13 protein-coding genes are annotated in these 14,406 nt (G+C 60.0%); 8 read left to right on the top strand and 5 right to left on the bottom strand.

The window, feature by feature from the left end; genetic code table 11:
• Nucleotides 1-173: 173 nt before the first annotated feature.
• Complete coding sequence (locus CE491_RS28195; RefSeq protein WP_110951601.1) at nt 174-803, bottom strand: response regulator; 630 nt, start codon at nt 801-803, stop codon at nt 174-176.
• On the bottom strand, nt 800-2,857 hold the full coding sequence (locus tag CE491_RS28190) for a PAS domain-containing sensor histidine kinase (RefSeq protein ID WP_199885283.1): 2,058 nt from the start codon (nt 2,855-2,857) through the stop codon (nt 800-802). Before CE491_RS28190 ends, CE491_RS28195 begins: the two co-directional genes overlap by 4 nt.
• A gap of 153 nt (nt 2,858-3,010) precedes the next feature.
• Between CE491_RS28190 and CE491_RS28185 the strand changes: the two genes are divergently transcribed.
• Nucleotides 3,011-3,997: an alpha/beta hydrolase family protein gene (locus CE491_RS28185; RefSeq protein ID WP_110951599.1), complete on the top strand. Its 987-nt coding sequence runs from the start codon at nt 3,011-3,013 to the stop codon at nt 3,995-3,997.
• Nucleotides 3,998-4,028: 31 nt separating this feature from the next.
• Here CE491_RS28185 and CE491_RS28180 read toward each other — a convergent pair whose 3' ends face one another.
• From CE491_RS28180 to CE491_RS28170, 3 genes are read right to left on the bottom strand one after another with little or no spacing between them, the layout of a single operon-like run.
• Nucleotides 4,029-4,799: a DnaJ domain-containing protein gene (locus tag CE491_RS28180; RefSeq protein ID WP_110951598.1), complete on the bottom strand. Its 771-nt coding sequence runs from the start codon at nt 4,797-4,799 to the stop codon at nt 4,029-4,031.
• Entirely contained in the window at nt 4,800-5,483 is a 684-nt protein-coding gene (murU, locus tag CE491_RS28175) for an N-acetylmuramate alpha-1-phosphate uridylyltransferase MurU (protein ID WP_110951597.1), read from the bottom strand. It lies immediately after the preceding gene.
• A gap of 36 nt (nt 5,484-5,519) precedes the next feature.
• Nucleotides 5,520-6,548, bottom strand: a complete 1,029-nt coding sequence (locus CE491_RS28170; RefSeq protein WP_110951596.1) for an aminoglycoside phosphotransferase family protein — start codon at nt 6,546-6,548, stop codon at nt 5,520-5,522.
• 129 nt (nt 6,549-6,677) lie between these two features.
• On the opposite strand from CE491_RS28170, the gene CE491_RS28165 reads away from it, so the two are divergent.
• The 7 genes from CE491_RS28165 to glpE all read left to right on the top strand — a co-directional run bounded on the left by CE491_RS28165 (nt 6,678) and on the right by glpE (nt 14,331).
• The gene (locus CE491_RS28165) at nt 6,678-9,482 is read left to right on the top strand and encodes an LPS-assembly protein LptD (protein WP_110951595.1); all 2,805 of its coding nucleotides are present in this window, start codon (nt 6,678-6,680) and stop codon (nt 9,480-9,482) included.
• Nucleotides 9,463-10,785, top strand: a complete 1,323-nt coding sequence (locus CE491_RS28160; RefSeq protein ID WP_199885282.1) for a peptidylprolyl isomerase — start codon at nt 9,463-9,465, stop codon at nt 10,783-10,785. The genes CE491_RS28165 and CE491_RS28160 overlap by 20 nt, the downstream gene beginning before the upstream one ends.
• Entirely contained in the window at nt 10,782-11,771 is a 990-nt protein-coding gene (pdxA, locus tag CE491_RS28155; RefSeq protein WP_110951593.1) for a 4-hydroxythreonine-4-phosphate dehydrogenase PdxA, read from the top strand. Before CE491_RS28160 ends, pdxA begins: the two co-directional genes overlap by 4 nt.
• A complete protein-coding gene (rsmA, locus tag CE491_RS28150) occupies nt 11,768-12,574 on the top strand; it encodes a 16S rRNA (adenine(1518)-N(6)/adenine(1519)-N(6))-dimethyltransferase RsmA (protein WP_110951592.1) in 807 nt (268 codons plus the stop codon). Before pdxA ends, rsmA begins: the two co-directional genes overlap by 4 nt.
• 118 nt (nt 12,575-12,692) lie before the next feature.
• Nucleotides 12,693-13,073 carry a Co2+/Mg2+ efflux protein ApaG gene (gene apaG / locus CE491_RS28145; protein WP_110951591.1) on the top strand — a complete coding sequence of 127 codons (381 nt, stop codon included), beginning with the start codon at nt 12,693-12,695 and terminating at the stop codon, nt 13,071-13,073.
• Nucleotides 13,073-13,954, top strand: a complete 882-nt coding sequence (locus tag CE491_RS28140; RefSeq protein ID WP_110951590.1) for a symmetrical bis(5'-nucleosyl)-tetraphosphatase — start codon at nt 13,073-13,075, stop codon at nt 13,952-13,954. Before apaG ends, CE491_RS28140 begins: the two co-directional genes overlap by 1 nt.
• Nucleotides 13,955-14,010: 56 nt before the next feature.
• The gene (gene glpE / locus CE491_RS28135; RefSeq protein ID WP_110951589.1) at nt 14,011-14,331 is read left to right on the top strand and encodes a thiosulfate sulfurtransferase GlpE; all 321 of its coding nucleotides are present in this window, start codon (nt 14,011-14,013) and stop codon (nt 14,329-14,331) included.
• Nucleotides 14,332-14,406 lie beyond the last annotated feature (75 nt).

Raw genomic sequence — 14,406 nt, 5'->3', positions numbered from 1 at the left:
TGGCGGGGATAGGTATGTGCTCAGGGAGATACTTTTCGCCTGTTGCTGCCTGTTCGTCGGGTTGCGGCCCAGACCAAGCGCGCCTACAGGGTATCGCGGTGCTTTTGTAGGAGCGCGCTTGCCCGCGGTGACGTCAGCACAGTCTCAGCAGAAGGTCGCTTTTAGACACGCGATCAGACCAGCTTATGCTCCATCGCATACTTCACCAGCTCGGCAAGCGACGTGATGTTGAGCTTCTGCATCAACCGCGCCTTGTGGGTGCTGATGGTCTTGCTGCTCAGGGCCAGCTGCTGGGCGATGTCGTTGACGTTGGCCCCCTGGGCCAGACGCTCGAATACCGAAAACTCGCGTTCGGACAGCAACGAGTGCAAAGGCCGGCTGTCGGTCAGCCCCACTTCGAACACCATGCGATCAGCCAGATCCGGGTCGATGTAACGCCCGCCCGCGGCCACCCGCCGGATCGCGGTCAGCAGCAGCGCCGGATCACTGTCCTTGGTCGCGTAACCCGCCGCACCGATCTTCAACGCCCGAGCGGCCATCTGTGCTTCGTCGTGCATCGACAGCACCAGGATCGCCGGGGGATTGTTCAGTGCGCGGATCCTCGGGATCGCCTCCAGGCCATTGACCCCTGGCATCGAAATGTCGAGTAGCACGACCTCACACTCGATATGGCGCAGCGCCTCCAGCAGCTGTTCGCCATTACTGGCCTCCCCCGCCACTTGCAGATCCTTGGCCAGACCAATCAACTGCTTGATGCCTTCGCGAACGATGGTGTGATCCTCGGCGACCAATACACGAATCACTGCACTTGCTCCTGCGCAACCTGTTCCAGCGGAATGAAGATGCGCAAGGTTGTGCCTTCTCCCAGCGTGCTGTCCAGATGCAATCGTCCGCCCATGATCAGAACCCGTTCACGCATGCCCACCAGACCGAAGGATGCAGGTCGTTCGTGACTTTGGTCGAACCCTTGTCCGTCGTCGGCGATGCTCATGCACAACACGCCGTCACTCAGACTCAGATTCAACTCAACGGTGTGCGCCTGGGCGTGGCGCATGACGTTGGTCAGCGACTCCTGAAGGATCCGGAACAGGCCGATTGCCGTTGCGTCCGACAGGGCTGGCAAGTTGTCCGGTACTTCGACCAGACAAGGAATCTGCGTACGTGCCTCGAAGCGTCGCGCCTGCCACTCGATGGCCGAAGCGATGCCCGCGTCGAGAATCGGCGGCCGTAACGCAGTGGCCACATCGCGCACCAGTTGGAAGAGCTGTGCAATCAGGCGCTTCATGCTGTTGAGCCGCTCTCGTAGTCCAGGATCGAGATCGGCGTAGGACAGTTCGCACATGGATGTTTCCAGTTTGAGCACAGTCAACATCTGACCCAGTTCGTCGTGAACCTCTCTCGCGATTCGGGCCTTTTCCTCTTCCCTGACAGTTTCAAGGTGTGCCGACAAGTCGCGCAGTTGTTCGGCCAGCACCTGCAAACGTGCTTCGCTTTCCTGCAAGGCGGCCAGCGAACGACGTCGCTCGGTGACGTCAGTGATGAACACCACCAGGTACTCGGCTTCGCGAAAGCGCAGGAAACTCAGCGACACGTCGGTAGGCAGGACGCTGCCGTCGGCGCGCAGACAATTGCTTTCGAAATTCTGCGGGCCTTCATCGCTGGAGCGGGCGTTTTTCCACAGAGTCAACCAGCGGTCCATGTTCAGTCCCGGCTCGAAGTCAATCAGCGGCCGGTCGACGACACCTCCCCGTCCATACCCGAGCATAGCCTCAGCGGCCTGATTGGCATAACGCACGTGGCTGTCCCAGTTGACCCAAAGAATGCCCACCGTGCTCTGGTCGATGGAAAACTGCGCCAGGCGCAAGGCCTCTTCACCCGCCAGACGCCGGGCGATGTCTTCACGGGCGGCAAGCAAATCGCGCTCCAGCACCTGCTGCTGTTTGCGCTGCCAGAACACAATCGTCGCGCTGGCCATCAACAGGACCAGCAACAGCACCGCGATGTTTTTCCACAGCCCCGGTGTCTCGCTGACCTGGGGATATTTGATCTGCAGCCATTGCGCGTGCAGCTGATCCAGGTCCTTGGGGGCGATTGCGCTCAGCGCCTGGCTGATGATCTGCGCCAATTCAGGAGCGTCGCGTCGGGATGCCACCCTCAGCAACTGGGGAAAGCCGATATCGCCAACGACTGCGAGCCCGGCGAACTCGCTCTCCCGAGACAGACGGCTGAGCTGGGCTTCGTCGACCACCGCGTAACGCGCCTGCTGGCTCAGCAGCAGTTGCAAAGCCTGACGCTCGAGCGGCACGCCCTGAAGATTGAGGTGGGTGTAGTTGGAACGCAGGTAATCGGCAGTGGCGCTGGGCATGCGCACGGCCACGCGGACGAGGCTGTCGAGTTTCTCCAGGTCCACCGCGCCTGCCCCGTCGCGCTCGCCGACCACCAGTTGTGGCACCCGCATATAAGGGTCGGAATACAACCACATGCGCAGCCCGGCCGGGGTTTGCGTCAGTCCCGGTGCGAAATCGATCTGCCCAGCGTTCAGTGCTTTTTCAAGCTCGGCCTGATCGGAGAAGTTACGCCATAGCAACTCGACCTGTAGGGTCTTGGCCATCAGATTGACCAGATCGACGTTAGCCCCGGACAGCACCTGCGCACGGCGATCGAACTGCGCGAAAGGCGCCTGCAATACCAGGCCGACACGCAGCTGACCGCGCTGATTGAGCCAGTCCCGCTGGTCACGATTCAGGACGTCGGGGGGCGCACTCGCCGCTCCGGCCAGCACGGGCGATGCCAGAATGCTCAGCAGCAGGCCAATCAAGAGCGCTCTCGGACAGCCGATAAGCCATAGGCGCAGCATGCGGATTCTCAACCTGTCATCTCCACTTCCCGGAATCCTTGATCGACCATGTGTTGTGCGAGACGCCCGAGATGCAGGCGTCGACACCCGGCCTGACAAACAGTCATCAACCCATTAGGCTGCCGGAATTGTTTCCGGCTTTTGGAATATTCGATGCCCTACACCATTCGCGCAATGTTTCCCGCGGTTTGCCTGACGCTGATACTACCTTGCACACAGATCGCGATGGCGGCAGATCCTGCCCCAGCCAAAGATGACAAGGCGACCGAAACCCCGGTCGAACGTGCAGCGTTACCTTCGCGCAGCCAGGAAGACACCCTGGCATTGGAGCGTCAGGTGCCCAAGGCCGAGCAGCAACAACTGCAGGCCGGGGACGAGAGCTTTCTGGCCTTGTGGAAGCCGGCTAACACCGACGACGCCAAAGGCGCGGTAGTGATCGTGCCCGGTGCCGATGAATCCACCGATTGGCCGAATGCTGTAGGACCGCTACGACGCAAGCTGCCGGATGTGGGTTGGTCCAGCCTGAGCCTGAGCATGCCGGACGCCTACAACGATGGCATTTTCGCACGCACTGCTGACACTCCACTGACAGACGACAAAGCCGTCGCTGACAAAGACAAGGCCAAGGACGCCCAAGCCAAGACGCCCGATCCTGCAGCTAGCGCCGAAGCCGATGCAGCCGCGGCCGCCGAGCAAGCAGCTGCCCAAGCTGAACTGGCGAAAGCCAACGCCGAGAAAATCTTCGCCCGTATCGATAGCGCCGTCGTCTTCGCCCAGCAGAACAAGGCTCACAGCATCGCGCTGCTGGGTCATGGCACGGGAGCGTACTGGGTTGCACGCTACATGAGCGAACGGCCGTCGCCTGCGGTTCAGAAACTGGTCATGGTCACGGCGGTGGATACCGGCAAGGACACACCTTCGTTGTTGGAGGTGTTGCCGACCCTGAAGGTCGCGACTGCGGACTTCGTGAGCAAGGACAAGACGGTGCCCCGCCAACAGGCGCAAGATCGACTGGATGCCAGCAAGCGCGTGAAGAACGCGCGCTTCACTCAAGTGACACTAAACGCGATTCCGGGCAATGCGGCGATGGAACAGGATCAACTGTTTCGCCGGGTTCGGGGTTGGTTGGAGGGACAGTAGGAGCCACCGCGCTCCTACAACGCCCGAGAGATCACCGAAACCCACGCCTCTCCCGAATCACCGCATAGGCATGATGCAGTTCGCGAGTTCTTTCTGTGGCATCGCGGACCTGGCCCTGACTGGCACCCGAACCAGCGATTTTGTCCGGGTGGTGACGGCTCAATAACCGACGATACGCGCGCTTGATCTGCGCAGGCTCCGAATCCGTGCGCACACCAAGCAGGCGTAACGCTTCCTGGTATTCGCCAACCCTGCTGGCGGGCGCCCGCGTTCGTTGTTCATCCTCGGTCGACGATAAAGCCCCGACCTTCTCCGCAGTCCAGCCCAGCCACTTGCCCCACAGCACGATCAACTCGCGCTCGGTTCTCGTCGCTTTGCCATCGGCCCAGGCCATGCGCCAGCAGGCACGCAACAGGCCTTCGGCGGCATGGGGCTGGGTTTTCAGGCGTGTCAGGTGCACGCGCAAATTATCGCGACCGTCCTTGCCACGATTGAACGCCGCAATCGCCCGTCGCATAGCCGGTTCGCTCAAGTCCAGACGACGCATCTCGACCCGGGCTTGCTGAATGTGGCCATCAACCACCCGACCACCACTTTTCGCCACTCGGCCCAGCAGGATGAAGATCAGCTCGTCATCGCGCAGCGCCTCTCGCCCACTGATGCGCTCGCGCAGCTCGGCCAGGCTCTGGATATGCAGACGTCGGTCCAGCGTCTGCCCCAGCAACGCGCCCAGCATCGCGCCGGGGATGCTGGCAATCGCGTACCCGGCGCCGCCGCCGATCAATGTGAATGGCCAGAGCATTTAAGGCTTCACCGCAAGGATTCGCTCGACTTCCGCCAACCGTTCGTGAGTGCCGACATCGACCCAGCGCCCGGTGAAATGTTCTCCGGTTACCAGGCCCTTGGCCATCGCAGCGCGCAACAGAGGTGCGAGTTTGAACGCGCCCTCACTGCAGTCGGCGAAGAGCCGGGGATCCAGAACAGCGATGCCGCTGTAGGTCAGGCGCGGCAGGCTGCCGTCGTCCCGCACTTCGCCACCCACCAGAGCGAAATCGCCAGCGAGGTGATGCAGCGGATTGTCCACCAGCACCAGATGCGCCAACCCCTGGATTGGCGCGCTGTTTATCGAAGCATTCAACGCCGTGAAGTCACAGTCGGTCCAGATATCCCCGTTAACCACCAGAAACGGCTCATCGCCGAGCAACGGCAGCGCACGGAAAATCCCGCCACCGGTTTCCAGCGGCTCGCCCTCGGGTGAATAGCGAATGCTCAAGCCCAGCTGTCGACCATCGCCCAGATAATCCTCGATCTGCTGACCGAGCCAGGCGTGGTTGATCACCACCTCGGCAAAACCCGCTGCTTTCAATGCCCGCAGGTGATATTCGATCAGCGGGACACCACCGGCGCGAACCAGCGGCTTGGGCGTGTGCAGCGTCAGCGGACGCAGACGCTCGCCCTTGCCGGCTGCCAGAATCATCGCTTTCATGTGTCCCTCTTCAAGACAGTCTTCACATCCATTCCTTCACACGGCGGCTTCTTGCTTGGGCTGATCCAGACTGGTCAGTAGGTTCCTCAACTCGACCAACTCAGGTCGGCGCGCCAGCACGGCTTCTATATAAGATAAGAAGCGCGGCACATCGGCGACGTACCGTGGCTTGCCGTCACGGTGGCAAATCCGCGCAAAAATCCCGATGACCTTCAAATGACGCTGCACGCCCATCAGATCGCTGGCGCGACGGAATTCCTCGAAATCATCCTGCACCGCAATCCCCAGCGCCGCGGCCTTCTCCCAATAGGTCTTGAGCCAGCCCGCAACACGCTCTTCCGGCCAGCTCAAAAACGCATCCTTGAACAGGCAAGTGATGTCGTAGGTCACCGGGCCATATACCGCATCCTGAAAATCCAGCACGCCGGGGTTCGGCTCGCTGACCATCAGGTTGCGCGGCATGTAGTCGCGATGGACCAGAACCACGGGCTGTGCCAGCGCACTGTCGATCAGCAGATTACTGGCCCGCTGCCAACTGACCTGCTGCGCCTGATCGAATTCGATTCCCAGATGCCGCTTGACGTACCACTCGGGGAAAAGCTCGAGCTCGCGACGCAGAAGGGCGGCGTCATAGCCAGGCAGCGGCGCATCCATCGGCAGTTGCTGATACGCCAGCAGTGCTTCGATGGCATCGGCGAACAATGGGTCCGCATTTTTTTCGTCGATGACATCCAGGTAGGTTTTTCGACCCAGGTCATTGAGCAAAAGGAAGCCCTGATTCAGGTCTTCGGCATAAATTTTGGGAACATTAATTCCTGATTCGCTCAATAAATGAGCAATATCGACGAAGGGTTTGCAGTTTTCCTGAGGGGGTGGAGCGTCCATGACGATAAAAGTGCGACCCTCGCCTTCCCAGCGGAAGTAGCGACGGAAACTTGCGTCACTACTGGCCGCAGTCAACGTGGCCGGGGGTATGGCGCCCCAGCCTTGGGCCGCGAACAACTTTGGCAGTTGCTCATCGAGCCAATCTTTCAGGTGTTGCAGGCGTACATCTTGATCTGGCATTGCAAGGGTCTCCGACGGCGCTAGCCGTCAAGCGGGTCATGCTTTATTATCCGACATCTTTTTCAGCCCATCGAGAGGCGTGCGGCCCCCCCGCGGGCAGATGGCGCGCAGGAAGCCCGGACTAATAAGATGGCATTGAAATCCCCCGCGTTTCGTAAAAAATTTCCGTTGCTCGTAACCGGCAGTTTGCTGGCGATGCAACCTCTGGCCACCCAGTATGTGGTCGCAGCTGAACAGTATGACTGCTCGGTGTCTGCTACAGGTTCCTGGGATTGCTCCCCGAAGACCAATGCAGCCCAGTTGCCTCCGCGGCCAGTGCACGACGCCAACAGCGTGTCGTCCAACAGCAGCACGGTGACTGAGTCGACAACGACCACCGAAAGCGGTGAAGTCGTGCCCAAGACGATGCTGGTTACCGAGGCCAAGGGCCGTGGCCTGAAGTCGCGCAGCGCAGACTACAGCCATCTGGACTGGGTGCCACGCGAGAAGTTGACCGCTGCCCAGCTGGCAGAGACTGGTCCTTACTGCTCCGGTGCCTATATTGAGCCGATTCGTCCAGGCATGGATGACAAGACCGCGAAGAGCGACGCGCCGACTTTCATCGGTGCCAAGGCGTCGCGCTATCAGCAGGAAGAGCAGATCGCGACCCTGGCCGGTGACGTTGTGCTGCGTCAGGGTTCCATGCAGGTCGAATCCGATGAAGCGAGCCTGCACCAGGCTGAAAACCGTGGAGAGCTGAACGGCGATGTCCGTCTGCGCGACAACGGCGCGCTGATCGTCGGCGATCACGCCGAAGTGCAGCTGGACACCGGCGAAGCGAAAGTCGACAACGCCGAATACGTGCTGCACAAATCCAACGTGCGTGGTAACGCGCTGTACGCTCGCCGTGCAGAGAACGCGATCATCCGCCTGAAGGACGGTACGTACACCACGTGCGAACCAAGCAGCAATGCCTGGACGGTGAAGGGCAACAACATCACCCTGAACCCGGCCACCGGTTTCGGTACCGCGACCAACGCAACGCTGCGCGTGCATGACATCCCGGTCCTCTACACGCCGTACATCTATTTCCCGATCGACGATCGTCGCCAGTCCGGCTTCCTGCCACCGAGCATCGGTGCCAGCAGCGACACCGGCTTCTCGTTGCTCACCCCGTACTACTTCAACCTGGCGCCGAACTACGACGCCACGTTGTACCCGACCTACATGGCCAAACGGGGTCTGTTGCTCGAAGGCGAATTCCGTTACCTGACCAAGAGCAGCGAAGGTCAGTTCGGTGCCGCTTACCTGAACGACGACAACGACGATCGCAAGCAGGAATCCGATTACAAAGATACTCGCTGGATGATCAACTGGCAGAACCGCAGCGGTCTGGATGAACGCCTGACCGCGCACGTCGACTACACCAAAGTCAGCGATCCTTACTATTTCAAGGACCTGAAAAGCGGCCAGGAAGGCGTGAGCACTCACGACTACCTGAACCAGCAGGGCGATCTGACCTATCGCGGCGACAGCTATCAGGCACGCCTGAACGTTCAGCAGTATCAGCTGACTACTGTGACTCAGATCACGCCGTATGGCCGTTTGCCTCAACTGACCCTGAACGGCACGCTGCCTTTCAATCCGGGTGGTTTGAAGTTCGATTACGAGTCCGAACTGGTACGGTTTGATCGTGACTTGCGTGATGGCAACTTCGTCGACGAGGATGGTAATGCGAGCTCCCGCTTGGACAACAACATTCGAGGGATTGAACGCGCCACCGGTGACAGGATGAACCTCGCTCCTTCGATCAGCTTACCGATGACAGCCAGCTACGGATTCATAAATCCGAAGCTGAAGTATGTTTACACCAAATATGATCTAGACCTGGATGGGCAAGGAAAGGCCTTCATCGCCTCTGACGAAAACCAGAATTCCGCCACGCGCCAAAGTTTCGATAGTGGTGTAGACCGTGCAGTACCAATCTTCAGCGTAGACAGCGGTCTGTACTTCGATCGCAACACCAGCTGGTTCGGCAAGAACTATCGCCAGACCCTGGAACCGCGCCTGTACTACCTGTACGTCCCTGAGAAAGATCAAGACAACATCCCGATTTTCGACTCAGGTGAAACCACCTTCAACTACGCCTCGCTGTTCCGTGACAACCGCTTCGTCGGCTCTGACCGGATCGGCGACGAGAACAAGCTGTCGCTGGGCGTGACCAACCGCTGGATCGAAGACAACGGCTTCGAACGTCAGCGCGTCAGCATCGGTCAGGCGGTTTACTTCGCCGATCGCAAGGTGCAGTTGCCAGGCATCAGCTACGAAGACCGCAAGGACGCACAGTCCGACGTGTCTCCGTATGCACTGGAATACGAATACCGCTTCAACCGCGACTGGCGTGCCACGTCGGATTTCAACTGGGACCCGGACAGCCGCAGCACCCGCTCCGGCAGCGCGATGGTTCACTACCAGCCTGAAGACAATCCCGGCAAGATCATCAACGCCGGTTACCGCTACCGCAACGACCAGGTTCGCTACGACCAGACCACTGGCCGGTGGAGCGTGGGCGGCGGCGATTACACCTATCCTGACGGCACCGTCATCAAGGACTACTACAAGATCCAGCAGCACGACTTCTCGGTCATTTGGCCAGTCGCGCCGCAATGGAGTGCTATCGGTCGCTGGCAATATGACTACAACCGTGATCGTACCCTCGAAGCCTTTGGTGGTTTTGAATATGACAACTGCTGCTGGAAGCTGCGTCTGATCAACCGGTACTGGGTCGACTATGACGAGTCCACTCAAGAGATACCGCAGAACGAGAAAGGCGACCGCGGCGTATTCCTACAAATCGTGTTGAAGGGACTTGGTGGCGTAGTCGGCCAAAAAGTTGAAAGCTTCCTCGACAAAGGCATCCAAGGTTATCGTGAACGTGAAGACCAAGCTTTCTGATTGTCTGCGCCCGCTGATGCTGGGCGCGTTACTCATCGGTACGGTGGCGCACGCTGAAGTGCGCACCATCGACAAGGTTGTAGCCATCGTCGACAGCGACGTGGTCATGCAAAGCCAGCTCGACCAGCGCACCCGTGAAGTTCAGCAAACCATCGCCAAGCGCGGCCAGGGTGTTCCTCCTGCCAGCGCTCTGGAGTCTCAGGTCCTCGACCGTCTGATTCTGGAAAACCTGCAACTGCAGATTGGCGAGCGCTCCGGCATTCGCATCACCGATGAAGAACTGAACCAGGCGGTTGGCACCATTGCTCAACGCAACAACATGAGCATCGACCAGTTCAAGGCTGCACTGGCGCACGACGGTCTGTCGTACAACAGCGCACGCGAACAGATTCGCAGAGAAATGATCATCAGCCGCGTGCGTCAGCGTCGTGTGGCCGAGCGCATTCAAGTGTCAGAGCAGGAAGTGAAGAACTTCCTCGCCTCGGATCTGGGCAAGGCGCAGTTCTCGGAAGAGTTCCACCTGGCCAACATCCTGGTGCCTACACCTGACAGCGCCACCTCGGATCAGATCCAGGCGGCGGCAGTCAAGGCCAAGGACATCTACGGCAAGCTGCAGCAAGGTGCGAACTTCGAGCAATTGGCGATTTCTTCCTCGGCCAGCGAAAGCGCACTGGACGGCGGCGACATGGGCTGGCGTAAAGCTGCGCAACTGCCACCTCCATTCGGCGACATGCTCAGTTCGATGAGCCCGGGTGAAGTGACGCCTCCGGCCCGTACGCCGGGCGGCTTCATCATCCTCAAGCTGCTGGAAAAACGCGGCGGTGAAAATCAGACCCAGATGCGCGACGAAGTCCACGTTCGTCACATTCTGATCAAACCGAGCGAAATCCGCAGCCCGGCCGAAACCGAGAAGCTGGCACAGCGTATTTATGACCGCATCCAAAACGGTGAAGACTTCGGCGAACTGGCGAAAAGCTTCTCCGAGGATCCGGGTTCTGCGCTCAACGGCGGCGACATGAACTGGGTTGACCCACGCTCGCTGGTCCCGGAATTCCGCGATGTGATGAACCAGACCCCGCAGGGCGTCGTGTCCAAACCGTTCGAGACTCAATTTGGCTGGCACGTGCTGGAAGTCCTGGGCCGTCGCGCAACTGACAGCACCAATCAGGCGCGCGAGCAACAGGCCATGACCGTACTGCGTAACCGCAAATACGACGAAGAGTTGCAAACCTGGCTGCGTCAGATTCGCGATGAAGCCTACGTTGAAATCAAGCTGCCTGGCGCTGACCAGGCTGCCAAGTGAAACCCCAGCGTTTCGCCCTGACACCCGGCGAGCCCGCTGGCATCGGTCCTGACCTTTGCCTGTTGCTCGCCGCGCAGTCCCAGCCACACCCCCTGATTGCCATCACCAGTTGCGACCTGCTCAATGAGCGCGCCGCGCAACTGGGTGTGGCTGTCACCCTGATTCCCGTCACGCCGTGCGCATGGCCTGACGCGCCGGCTCCGGCCAACAGCCTCTACGTGTGGGACACCCCGCTACAGGCTCCCGTGATTACCGGGCAATTGAACAAGGCCAACGGCCCGTTCGTCCTCGATACACTCACCCGCGCCGGGCAAGGCTGCATCGATGGCGATTTCGCTGGGATGATCACCGCCCCCGTGCACAAGGGCGTGATCAACGAAAGCGGTATCGCTTTCTCCGGTCACACCGAATTTCTGGCCGAACTGACCCGGACTGAACAGGTGGTGATGATGCTCGCCACCGGCGATCTGCGCGTGGCATTGGTGACCACTCACCTGCCCTTGCGTGAAATCGCCGACGCCATCACCCCTGAGCGGCTGGAGCGAGTCACCCGCATCCTGCACGCTGACCTGGTCAACAAGTTCGGCATTGCTCACCCGCGCATTCTGGTTTGCGGGTTGAATCCCCATGCGGGCGAAAGCGGCCATCTGGGCCGTGAAGAAATCGACATCATCGAACCTACCCTGGAGCGTCTGCGCAGCGAAGGTCTGGATTTGCGCGGCCCGCTACCTGCCGACACTCTGTTTACCCCCAAATATCTGGAGCACTGCGACGCAGTGCTGGCGATGTACCACGACCAGGGCCTGCCCGTGCTGAAGTACAAAGGCTTCGGCGCCGCCGTCAATGTCACGCTGGGCCTGCCGATCATCCGCACTTCTGTGGATCACGGCACTGCGCTGGATCTGGCCGGCAGCGGCAAGATCGACACCGGCAGCCTCAAGGTCGCGCTGCGAACCGCCTATCAGATGGCCGAGACCCGTAAATGACTGAGCAATACCAACATAAGGCACGCAAGCGCTTCGGCCAGAACTTCCTGCACGATGCGGGCGTGATCGACAAGATCCTGCGTTCGATTCGCGCCAAGGCCGATGACCGCATGCTGGAAATCGGGCCGGGCCAGGGTGCCTTGACCGAAGGCCTGCTCAGCAGCGGCGCCCAACTCGACGTTGTGGAACTGGACAAAGACTTGGTGCCGATCCTGATGCAACAGTTCAGCGGCATGCCGAACTTCAACCTGCATCAAGGCGATGCGCTGAAGTTCGACTTCACCAGCCTGAACGCCGCCCCCAATAGCCTTCGCGTGGTCGGCAACCTGCCGTACAACATATCCACGCCGCTGATCTTTCACCTGTTGCAGAACGCCCACCTGATTCGCGACATGCATTTCATGCTGCAGAAAGAAGTGGTCGAGCGGCTGGCGGCTGGCCCTGGCGGGGGTGACTGGGGTCGCCTGTCGATCATGGTCCAGTACCACTGCCGCGTGGAGCATCTGTTCAACGTCGGCCCCGGCGCGTTCAATCCGCCGCCGAAAGTCGATTCGGCGATCGTCCGTCTCGTGCCCCACGAGACCCTGCCCCACCCGGCCAAGGATCACCGTACGCTGGAGCGCGTCGTCCGCGAAGCTTTCAACCAGCGGCGTAAAACCTTGCGCAATACCTTGAAGGCTTTGCTGACCAGCGAAGAAATCACTGAAGCGGGTGTAGATGGCAGCTTGCGTCCGGAGCAGCTGGATCTGGCAGCGTTCGTGCGTCTGGCTGACAAGCTCACAGATAAGCCTGTCGTCGGTTGATACCCTCGGGACATGTCTGGTCTAAGCACCAATTGGTTTTTTATGCCTCACATGTCCTAGACTCACTCTTCTCCGGGCTTTTCCGGCTTTTTCCGCCCCCGCTTTTAAGGCCTCTTGCATGTCCGATCCTCGTTATCAGGTCGACGTCAGCGTCGTCACCCGCTTCCTCGCAGAGCAGTCCCAACCTGAGCAAAACCGCTTCGCCTTTGCCTATACCGTCACCGTTCACAACAGCGGCGAGCTGGCGGCCAAGCTCTTGTCGCGGCACTGGGTGATCACCGACGGAGACGGGAATGTCGAAGAAGTGCGTGGCGAAGGCGTCGTGGGTCAGCAGCCGCTGATTCAGGCGGGCCAGAGCCACACCTACAGCAGCGGCACGGTCATGACCACCAAGGTCGGCAACATGCAAGGCACCTATCAGATGCTGGCAGAAGACGGCAAACGCTTCGACGCGGTCATTGCCCCCTTCCGCCTGGCTGTGCCGGGGGCGCTGCACTGATGGCGGTTTACGCAGTCGGCGACCTGCAAGGTTGCCTCGAACCGCTGAAGTGCCTGCTGCAACGCGTGTCGTTCGATCCCGCCAGAGACAAGCTGTGGCTGGTCGGCGATCTGGTGAATCGTGGGCCCGAATCGCTGGAAACCCTGCGTTTCCTGTATGCCATGCGCGATTCCGTCATCTGCGTGCTCGGCAATCATGACCTGCACCTGCTCGCCGCCGGCCGCAACATCGAACGCCTGAAGAAAGGCGACACGCTGCGGGAAATCATCGAAGCCCCCGACGCCAGCGAACTGCTCGAGTGGCTGCGGCAGCAAAAGCTGATGCATTACGACGCCGAGCGCGACATCGCCCTTGTGCATGCAGGCATTGCGCCGCAGTGGACACTGAAAAAGGCCCTGCGCTGTGCCGAAGAAGTCGAAGAAGCCTTGCGCGACGACAATCTGTTCGAACCGTTTCTGGATGGCATGTATGGCAACGAACCGGCCAAGTGGGACAAGGATCTGCATGGCGTGACCCGCCTGCGCGTGATCACCAACTACTTCACGCGGATGCGTTTCTGTACCAGCGACGGCAAGCTGGACCTCAAGAGCAAGGAAGGTCTGGACAGCGCGCCTGCCGGATACGCGCCGTGGTTCAGCCACAAGGATCGCAAGACCAAGGGCCTGAGCATCATCTTCGGACACTGGGCCGCGCTTGAAGGTCGCTGCAGCGAGCCCGGCGTCTACGCCCTCGACACCGGCTGCGTATGGGGCGGGGCAATGACAATGATGAATGTCGACACCCGTGAGCTGATCCATTGCGACTGCAATGAGCAAGGCAACGTCGCTTCACCGGCATTGACTGACTTGACGGCTAACGACCGAAGCCCTGTACAGCGTTAAAATCGTTTTTACCGTTCTCGACAGACCGAGAACCCGACGGCCCAGGAGCCCACGCCATGACCGACTTCAAACGCATTCCGCCGGAGCAGGCCCAAGCCCTGCGCGAACAAGGCGCCGTACTGGTCGACGTCCGCGATGCACAGACCTACGCCAGCAATCACATCCCCGACTCGCACCATCTGGATAACCATTCCATCGCTGACTTCATTCGTCAGGCCGACCTGGACAAACCGCTCGTCGTGCTTTGCTATCACGGTAACTCAAGCCAGAGCGCGGCGGCCTATCTTGTAGGTCAGGGCTTCTCTGAGGTCTACAGCATGGATGGCGGGTTCGAACTCTGGAAAACCACTTTCCCGAGCGAAACCGTGCAAGGCTGATCGAAAAATATTTTTTTGATGCGCGAAGCCGCGTCCTACGCGGCCTCGCGCGTCTAACTGACGAACGGTTACCCC

The organism is Pseudomonas bohemica, assembly GCF_002934685.1.
Lineage (GTDB): Bacteria > Pseudomonadota > Gammaproteobacteria > Pseudomonadales > Pseudomonadaceae > Aquipseudomonas > Aquipseudomonas bohemica.
Note: the sequence above shows the minus strand (reverse complement) of the source record. Positions and strands in the feature narration are given on the sequence as shown.

Bases quoted from the DNA above. Each gene is read 5' to 3' on its own strand.
- CE491_RS28190 (WP_199885283.1), bottom strand. From the start codon at position 2,857: ATGCTGCGCCTATGGCTTATCGGCTGTCCGAGAGCGCTCTTGATTGGC.
- CE491_RS28185 (WP_110951599.1), top strand. From the start codon at position 3,011: ATGCCCTACACCATTCGCGCAATGTTTCCCGCGGTTTGCCTGACGCTG.
- CE491_RS28180 (WP_110951598.1), bottom strand. From the start codon at position 4,799: ATGCTCTGGCCATTCACATTGATCGGCGGCGGCGCCGGGTACGCGATT.
- murU (WP_110951597.1), bottom strand. From the start codon at position 5,483: ATGAAAGCGATGATTCTGGCAGCCGGCAAGGGCGAGCGTCTGCGTCCG.
- CE491_RS28170 (WP_110951596.1), bottom strand. From the start codon at position 6,548: ATGCCAGATCAAGATGTACGCCTGCAACACCTGAAAGATTGGCTCGAT.
- CE491_RS28165 (WP_110951595.1), top strand. From the start codon at position 6,678: ATGGCATTGAAATCCCCCGCGTTTCGTAAAAAATTTCCGTTGCTCGTA.
- rsmA (WP_110951592.1), top strand. From the start codon at position 11,768: ATGACTGAGCAATACCAACATAAGGCACGCAAGCGCTTCGGCCAGAAC.
- apaG (WP_110951591.1), top strand. From the start codon at position 12,693: ATGTCCGATCCTCGTTATCAGGTCGACGTCAGCGTCGTCACCCGCTTC.
- CE491_RS28140 (WP_110951590.1), top strand. From the start codon at position 13,073: ATGGCGGTTTACGCAGTCGGCGACCTGCAAGGTTGCCTCGAACCGCTG.
- glpE (WP_110951589.1), top strand. From the start codon at position 14,011: ATGACCGACTTCAAACGCATTCCGCCGGAGCAGGCCCAAGCCCTGCGC.